The sequence below is a fragment of the Mameliella sp. AT18 genome (assembly GCF_028807275.1).
GTDB lineage: Bacteria > Pseudomonadota > Alphaproteobacteria > Rhodobacterales > Rhodobacteraceae > Antarctobacter > Antarctobacter albus.
The window spans coordinates 1-7,773 of sequence record NZ_JARAMO010000324.1; the positions used below are offsets into that span (position 1 = coordinate 1).

At 65.9% G+C, this 7,773-nt stretch carries 9 protein-coding genes; 5 read left to right on the forward strand and 4 right to left on the reverse strand.

The features are described from left to right. Positions 1-181: 181 nt before the first annotated feature. From lfb1 to PVW46_RS27665, 4 genes are all read right to left on the reverse strand, one after another. On the reverse strand, positions 182-553 hold the full coding sequence (gene lfb1, locus PVW46_RS27650) for an LIC10280 family protein (RefSeq protein WP_274578275.1): 372 nt from the start codon (positions 551-553) through the stop codon (positions 182-184). 80 nt (positions 554-633) lie between these two features. After that, positions 634-1,335: a TspO-related membrane protein gene (locus PVW46_RS27655; protein ID WP_069208538.1), complete on the reverse strand. Its 702-nt coding sequence runs from the start codon at positions 1,333-1,335 to the stop codon at positions 634-636. Positions 1,336-1,366: 31 nt separating this feature from the next. Then, positions 1,367-2,659, reverse strand: a complete 1,293-nt coding sequence (gene serS / locus PVW46_RS27660; RefSeq protein WP_069208537.1) for a serine--tRNA ligase — start codon at positions 2,657-2,659, stop codon at positions 1,367-1,369. An 84-nt stretch (positions 2,660-2,743) separates the two neighbouring features. Beyond that, positions 2,744-3,391: a trypsin-like serine peptidase gene (locus tag PVW46_RS27665; protein WP_069208536.1), complete on the reverse strand. Its 648-nt coding sequence runs from the start codon at positions 3,389-3,391 to the stop codon at positions 2,744-2,746. 258 nt (positions 3,392-3,649) lie between these two features. Between PVW46_RS27665 and yajC the strand changes: the two genes are divergently transcribed. From yajC to PVW46_RS27690, 5 genes are read left to right on the forward strand one after another with little or no spacing between them, the layout of a single operon-like run. Further along, positions 3,650-3,937, forward strand: coding sequence for a preprotein translocase subunit YajC (gene yajC, locus PVW46_RS27670; RefSeq protein WP_043143267.1), 288 nt, complete (start codon positions 3,650-3,652; stop codon positions 3,935-3,937). 6 nt (positions 3,938-3,943) lie between these two features. Beyond that, positions 3,944-5,608, forward strand: a complete 1,665-nt coding sequence (gene secD, locus PVW46_RS27675) for a protein translocase subunit SecD (protein ID WP_043143269.1) — start codon at positions 3,944-3,946, stop codon at positions 5,606-5,608. A 1-nt stretch (position 5,609) separates the two neighbouring features. Continuing rightward, entirely contained in the window at positions 5,610-6,578 is a 969-nt protein-coding gene (gene secF / locus PVW46_RS27680) for a protein translocase subunit SecF (RefSeq protein WP_069208535.1), read from the forward strand. Further along, positions 6,571-7,320, forward strand: coding sequence for a sulfite exporter TauE/SafE family protein (locus tag PVW46_RS27685; protein WP_043143272.1), 750 nt, complete (start codon positions 6,571-6,573; stop codon positions 7,318-7,320). Before secF ends, PVW46_RS27685 begins: the two co-directional genes overlap by 8 nt. Before the next feature lie 9 nt (positions 7,321-7,329). Next, positions 7,330-7,683 (forward strand): Mth938-like domain-containing protein, encoded by a 354-nt coding sequence (locus tag PVW46_RS27690; RefSeq protein ID WP_043143273.1) that lies wholly within the window; start codon positions 7,330-7,332, stop codon positions 7,681-7,683. Positions 7,684-7,773: the final 90 nt, after the last annotated feature.

Here is a 7,773-nt window from a genome sequence, read left to right on the forward strand (position 1 = left end):
TCCCTCGCTTTTTGAGGGCCTGAGCCAGCCGTCCCCGAGTCGCAAGGGCAAGCCGCGCAAAGCGCGGGGCTGCGCCCCCTTGCGACTCGGCGTCGTCCGGCTCTAATCGGCCTCAAGCGAGTGAGGGCTCCGGGGAACAGGCTGGGGCGAGGGACGATTCTGGTGGGGGCGGTGCCGGGGGCTAGCGGAGCGGTTCGAGGCGGTCGAGCGCGTGGCCGTCGGCCCAGGTGCCGTGCAGGGCGCCGTCGGGCATCAGGACATAGACCACCGGGTTGCTGTCGCCCTGCCAGTCAACCGTCAGGATACGGCCCTCCATCCGTCCGGTGCCACGAAAGACCTGGCCGCCGATGGTCCAGGCCAGCTGGTACTGGGCGCCGTTGGCCGTCATCTCCAGTGTGCCGGTATAGGCGGAGCCATCCGGGTTGCGGCCCGCGACGCGGTAGGCGCCGGTGATGTCGGCCCCCGCTTCGAGGTGCAGGCTTTCCTGGGCGGTGAGCGGTCCGGGGAGAAACGGCAGCGAGAGAAGGCAGGCGGAGAGAAGCAGGGCACGCATGGTGGAAACCTCTTGAAACGAATGCGCGGAGCCTAGGCCCGGGACGGACCCCTGTCCAGAACGGCGAGGCCCGCCGCGCGCTACTCGGTGTCGGTGCCGCGCACGCCGAGGATGGCGATCATGCCCACCAGGGCCAGCCCGGTCACGGCGGCATTGAAGGGTTGGCCATTGGCCACCACCACGCCGACCAGGGCCCAGATCACCGTCATGCCGTATTCCGGCGCCCGGTGCAGTCGGTACTGGATGGTCACCGAGAGTGCCATGCAGACCGAGAGTGACAGCAGCGCCGCCGGGGTGGGCGGCATCCAGCCGTAGCCGCCGATCACCACGCCGGTGCCGACGCAGGCCGCCGCCGAAAGCCAGCCGGCATAGACCGCCACCGGACCCTGTTGCAGCCAACGGTCCGTGTCGCCCGCCCGCCAGAGCGCAACCAGCGCGGTGCCCAGCATGACCCAGATCAGCAAGGTGGCCAGCACCGGGGACCATTGCGCCACCGGCAGCCAGATCGCCCCCACCGCGAGGCTGGCGAAAAGCGGCGGGCGCATCGGTGCCCAATCCACGTCATCGCTGCGCCGAAACAGGCCAAAGCCCGTGCCGACCACCAGCCAGGCATAGATCAACCCCCAGATCGCAAAGGCATAGCCCGCCGGCTGAACCGGGGGATCTTCCAGGACGACGGGGAATTGCGACGGCTCATATCCGTTGAACCCGGGCACCAGCCAGGGCGCGGCCGCGAAACAGAGCGCGGCCAGGAAACAGAGAAGGGCCCAGAGGCGGGTCAAGAGACCGCCTCCGGACAGGGGGGCGTCGGGCTCATGCCAGCGTACCCTCGGCAGTCAGCCGGGTCTTGCCGCCAAGGTAGGGATGCAGCGCCTCGGGCAGGTCGACCGAGCCGTCCGCCTGTTGGCCGTTTTCCAGCACCGCGATCAGGCAGCGCCCCACCGCGAGGCCCGAGCCGTTCAGCGTGTGCAGGAACTCCGGCTTGCCACCGGCAGAGGGGCGGAAACGGGCGTTCATGCGCCGGGCCTGGAAATCGCCGCAGGTTGAGACCGAGCTGATCTCGCGGTAGGTGTCCTGACCGGGCAGCCAGACCTCGATGTCATGGGTTTTCTGCGCGCCGAACCCCATGTCTCCGGTGCAGAGCACAACCGTGCGATAGGGCAGGCCCAGCTTTTCCAGGATGCCTTCGGCGCAGGCCGTCATGCGGTCGTGTTCTTCCAGCGACTTGTCCGGATGGGTGACCGAGACCATCTCGACCTTCTCGAACTGGTGCTGGCGCAACATGCCCGAGGTGTCCTTGCCCGCCGAGCCGGCCTCGGAGCGGAAGCACTGTGAATGCGCCGTGTAGCGGCGGGGCAGGTAATCCTCGTCCACGATCAGCCCGTTGACGATATTGGTCAGCGTGACCTCGGAAGTGGGGATCAGCCACCAGCCATTCGTGGTCTTGTAGCTGTCCTCGCCGAACTTGGGCAGCTGGCCGGTGCCATACATCATCTCCTCGCGCACCAGCACGGGGGCCCAGGTCTCTGTCAGGCCGTTCTCGTCGACATGGGTGTTGATCATGAACTGCGCCAGCGCCCGGTGAATGCGCGCGACGGCGCCCGAGAGCACGACGAAGCGGCTGCCCGAGAGTTTCGCCGCGACCTCGAAATCCATGCCCGGTTTCACGCCGTCGAGGTCGAAATGCTCTTTCGGGGTGAAATCGAAGCTGCGGGGCGTGCCCCAGCGTTTGATCTCGACGTTGTCGTTCTCGTCGGCGCCTTCGGGGACGCTGTCGAGCGGCAGGTTGGGGATGCCGGCCAGCAGGGTGTCCAGCTCGGCGTCCAGGCCCTTGGCCTTTTCCTGCATCTCGCCGACCTCGGCCTTTTTGGCGGCGACAAGCGCGCGCAACCGCTCGAACTCACCCTCGTCGCCGCTGGCCTTTGCCTTGCCGACTTCCTTGGAGGCGCGGTTCTGTTCGGCCTGCGCCTCTTCGGCGGCGGTTATGGCGGCGCGGCGCGCGCGGTCCAGGTCGAGGACCTGCGACGACATCGCATCAACCCCGCGACGGGAAAGTGCCGCATCCCAGGCGGCGGGGTTTTCGCGGATGGCGCGGATGTCGTGCATCGTATCCTCCAGAAGGTAGTGTGAGTCGCGGGGGTTATGCCCCATCTTGGTTAAGGAAGGTAGAGGGGCTGCGGGGCTTGTGTGTCAATCCCGGCCCGCTGCCGCGAATTCCCGCCGCAGCCAGCCGTCGACGGGCACGGCCAGCGCCTCTTCGTCGCGGGTGACGGCGACGATCACCGCGACGATGCGCCGTGCCGCGCCTTCGCCCGCCATGACCGGCCCGCCGCTTTGACCCGGCTCCACCCGGCAGCCGATCCGCCAGATGCCGCGATAGGCGTCCCCGTAGCAGAGCGGTGTCACCGTCAGCCTGTGCGGCCGTGAGCGGCGATAGCCCATCAGCGTCAGGGGGCCGGGCAGGACCGCGTTGCCCAGGGCCAGCGGCGGCGGGGTCAGCCTGTCTTCCAGTTCGACCACGGCAATGTCATGGCGCAGGTCGAACCGGCCTTCGGCAAAGGCCTCGGGGTGGACGCGGACCTCGCGGATGCGGGCGGCGCCGGTGTGTTCCTCGCCGTCCCAGCCAGCGACAAAGACCATGTCCGTGATCCGCTTGAGATAGCCGTCCTCTGGCCGGGTGACGCAATGGGCGGCAGTCAGGGCCAGGTCGGGGGCGATCAGCGTGGCGGTGCACATCTCGGTCATGCGGTAACCGGCGGTGTTCAACCGCCCGATCGAGGGCTCCCCGGCCGGAAGGGGCAGGGGGAGCAAAATCAGGGTCAGAGCCATGCGCAGCATGAGCGGGCCTTTCGCTTTGGCCCTGTTCGCAAGGCGCACGGTAGGCGTTGCGCAGCGCCTGGGCAAGGTAGGTTGCACCCGTCGGGCCCTGTACGGGCGGACCTCTGCGACCGGCGCCGCGGTGAAACGGAACAAATGGGGCAGATGAACAAATCAACGCAGGGTGCCCGGCCTTCTTGCATCTGGCCAGTACCGCGCATAGGTTCCGGCCAAATTTCGCGGGGGATGCCCCGCCGTATTCCAACAGGAGCATCCCCAATGGACGCAAGCGCAATCGGCCAGTTTCTTCCGCTCATCCTGATCTTCGCGATCATGTATTTCCTGCTGATCCGTCCGCAGCAGAAAAAGATGAAGGAACATCAGAAGATGGTGGGCGCCCTGCGCCGTGGCGACCAGGTGGTTACGCAGGGCGGCCTGATCGGCAAGGTTGCCAAGGTCAAGGACGACAAGGAAATCGAGGTCGAACTGGCAGAAGGCGTCAAGGTGCGCGTGGTCAAGCAGACCATCGCGCAGGTCCTGTCCAAGACCGAACCCGCCGAAAGCTGATCGGGCATGCTGCAGGTCGATCTCTGGAAGCGCGTGCTGATCTGGGCCACCGTCGTGGTCGGCCTGCTGCTCGCCATGCCCAACGCATTCTATTCGCGGGTCGAAACCCACAACGATGCCGTCAAGGCCATCGAGGCAGGGTTCGACACCTCTGAAAACCGTGACCTTGCCGCCGGTTGGCCCTCTTACCTGCCTTCGGGGCTGGTGAACCTGGGGTTGGACCTGCGCGGTGGTGCGCACCTGCTGGCAGAGGTCCAGGTACAGGACGTCTACGAGGCGCGGATGGAATCGCTCTGGCCCGAGGTCCGCGATCTGCTGCGCGATGCGCGGGACGAGGTCGGCACCATCCGCCTGCAGCCAAACGCCCCCTTGGGCGAACTGCGCATCAAGATTTCCGAACCCGCCGGCATGAATCGTGCCATCGAACTGGTGCGCACCCTGGCACAGCCGGTTGTCTCTCTCACCGGGGCCGGATCAACGGACCTGGAAGTGCGGGGCGAGGATGACGTGCTGGTCATCACCCTGTCCGAGGCCGAGCGCCAGGCGCTTGACGACCGCACCATGCAGCAGAGCCTCGAGATTATCCGGCGCCGCATCGACGAGGTCGGCACCCGCGAACCGACGATTCAGCGCCAGGGTTTTGACCGCATCCTGATCCAGGTGCCGGGCATCGGCTCTGCCGCCGAACTGAAAGAGATCATCGGCACCACCGCGCAGCTGACCTTTCAGCCCGTGGTCAGCCGGACCTCCGACAGCAGCGAACGCCCCGGCGTAGGCAACGAACTGGTGCCCGCGCTGGACCAGGAGGGGGTCTACTACATCCTCGAACAGGCGCCCGTCGTCACCGGCGAGGACCTGACCAACGCCCAGCCCGCCTTTGACCAGAACGGTCGCCCGGCGGTGAACTTCAGCTTCAACCCCTCGGGCGCGCGGCGCTTTGGCGATTATACCGCGCAGAACATCGGCTCTCCCTTTGCCATCGTGCTGGACGACGAGGTGATTTCCGCCCCCGTCATCCAGGCCCATATCGCGGGCGGCTCGGGCATCATCACCGGCAATTTCACGGTCGAGGAATCGACCCAGTTGGCGGTGCTGCTGCGTGCCGGCGCCCTGCCGGCGGAACTGGTCTTCCTCGAGGAACGGACCATCGGGCCGGAACTGGGGCAGGACAGCATCGACGCGGGCAAGATCGCCACGATGGTGGCCTTTGTCGCGGTGCTGGTCTTCATGGCGCTCAGCTATGGTCTCTTCGGTCTTTTCGCCAACGTCGCGCTGATCCTGAACATTGCGCTGATCTTTGGCCTCTTGTCGATGATCGGGGCCACGCTGACCCTGCCGGGTATCGCGGGCATCGTGCTGACCGTGGGTATGGCGGTCGACGCAAACGTGCTGGTCTTCGAACGGATCCGCGAGGAACTGCGCACTGCGCGCGGGCCGGCGCGGGCGATCGAACTGGGCTATGAAAAGGCCCTGTCGGCGATCGTCGATGCGAACATCACCACCTTCATCACGGCGGTGATCCTATATGTCATGGGCTCGGGCCCGGTGCGCGGCTTTGCCGTGACCCTGGGTTTCGGCATCCTGACCTCCGTCTTCACTGCGATCTTTGTCACGCGGCTGCTGATCGTCATCTGGTTCGAACGCCGCCGTCCGAAAACGATCGAGGTCTGACATGCGCCTGAGACTGGTACCCCAACAGACCAACTTCGATTTCTTTTCGCGGCCGGTGCTCTGGCTGGGCATCTCGGCCTTCCTGATCCTGCTGGCGCTTGGCAGCTTCGGGCTGCGCGGGCTGAACTACGGCATCGACTTTCGCGGCGGCACCACGATCCGGACCGAAAGCGCGCAGCCGGTGGACGTGGGCGCCTACCGCGATGCGCTGGCGGCGCTGGAACTGGGCGACGTGGTGATCTCCGAGGTCTTCGACCCGAACTTTGGCCCCGAACAGAACGTCGCCATGATCCGTATCGGCGCGCAGGACGGTGAGGAGGCGGTCAGCACCGAGGTGATCGAAATCGCCGAGGCCGCGCTGCTGGAAATCTCGCCGGACATCAAGTTCGTCTCGGTCGAATCCGTCGGGCCCAAGGTCTCGGGAGAGTTGATCCGGACCGCGGCCATTGCCGTGGCGCTGGCGATTGGTGCGGTGCTGATCTACATCTGGCTGCGCTTCGAATGGCAGTTCGCCCTCGGCGCCGTTGTGGCGCTGGTGCATGACGTGATCCTGACAATCGGCATCTTCTCTGAACTTCAGATCCGGTTTGACCTGGCGATCATCGCGGCGCTGCTGACCATCGTCGGCTATTCGCTGAACGACACGGTCGTCGTCTTTGACCGCGTGCGCGAGAACCTGATCAAGTACAAGTCCAAGGACCTCAAGGAAGTCTTGAACCTCTCGATCAACGAGACGCTGAGCCGGACCTTCATGACCTCGGCCACCACCCTCCTTGCGCTGATTGCGCTGCTGGTGCTGGGCGGCGACGTGATCCGGGGCTTTGTCTTCGCGATGACCTGGGGCGTGATCGTCGGCACGTATTCTTCGATCTTCGTGGCCTCGGTCATGTTGCTGCGCCTTGGCGTGAAACGCGACTGGTCCAAGCCGACGGACACCACCGGCAACCAGTTCGGCGACATCGATGCCTGATGCCTGGTTCAGCCTGTCTCCGATGGAGACGGGCTGGATCGTCCTGGCGGCTTTTTTCGCCGGGTTGGTGCGTGGCTTTACGGGCTTTGGCTCTGGGCTGGTCTTTCTGCCGGTTGCGGCCCAGGTCCTGCCGCCCTTCGGTGCAATCCTCACGATGACGCTGATGGACCTGTTCGGTCCCTTGCCGATCCTGCGCCGCGCCTGGAGCGACGTTGATCGCGGCGACCTGGGGCGGTTGGTGCTTGGCTGCATCTTGTGTCTGCCGCTGGGACTTTGGGCGCTGACCCGCATCCCGCCCGAGGTGTTTCAGCTTGCCGTGGGTCTGCTGGCACTTGCGATGCTGGGCATCCTGTCGCTTGGGCTGCGGTATCGCGGCACGGTCAGTCGGCGCATGGTGACGGGGATCGGCGGTGCGGCCGGCGCATTGGGCGGTGTGGCCGGCCTGCCGGGGCCGCCGGTGATCCTGTTCTACATGTCGCGGCCGCTGCCGGTCCGGATCATCCGCGCGACGATCCTTCTGTTTCTCCTCTCCTATGACGTGCTGCTGGTGGGCTACATGGGGGCCTTCGGGCGGCTGGAGCCGGGCTTTGCCCTTCTGGGGCTGCTCATGGCGCTGCCGAACATGGCGGGCAACATGGTGGGGGGATGGCTGTTCCGACCGGAGCAGGAGCATTTCTACCGCGGCATCGCCTATGTCCTGATCGCACTGGCGGCCTTGTCTGGCCTGCCCATTTGGGAGTAGGTAGCAGCCATGCGACTGAACGAGATCACATTCACCGATGCGCTGCCGGTCGACGGCTATGGCCCCGGCTTTTTCCGTGTCGGCGGCGAGGTTCACGAGGGCGCGCTGCTGATCTGGGACCGGGGCCGCGCCGACTGGGGCGGGCTGGAGGATCACGAGACGCTGCTGAGCATGATCGGCTTTGTCGACGTGATCTTTGTCGGCACGGGGGCCGAAACCGCCCATCTGCCCAAGGACCTGCGGGATCGTCTGGAAGAGGCGGGACTTGGCGTCGAGGCGATGAACTCGCCCTCGGCCTGCCGCACCTATAATGTTCTGCTCAGCGAAGGCCGCCGCGTGGCGCTGGCCGCGCTCCCGGTCTGAGCGGCGAATGCCGACAGGGGGCGCTGCCCCCTCTGATCCCGGATCAAGTCCGGGACCATTCACCCCCGAGGTATTTTTCAAACCAAAGAA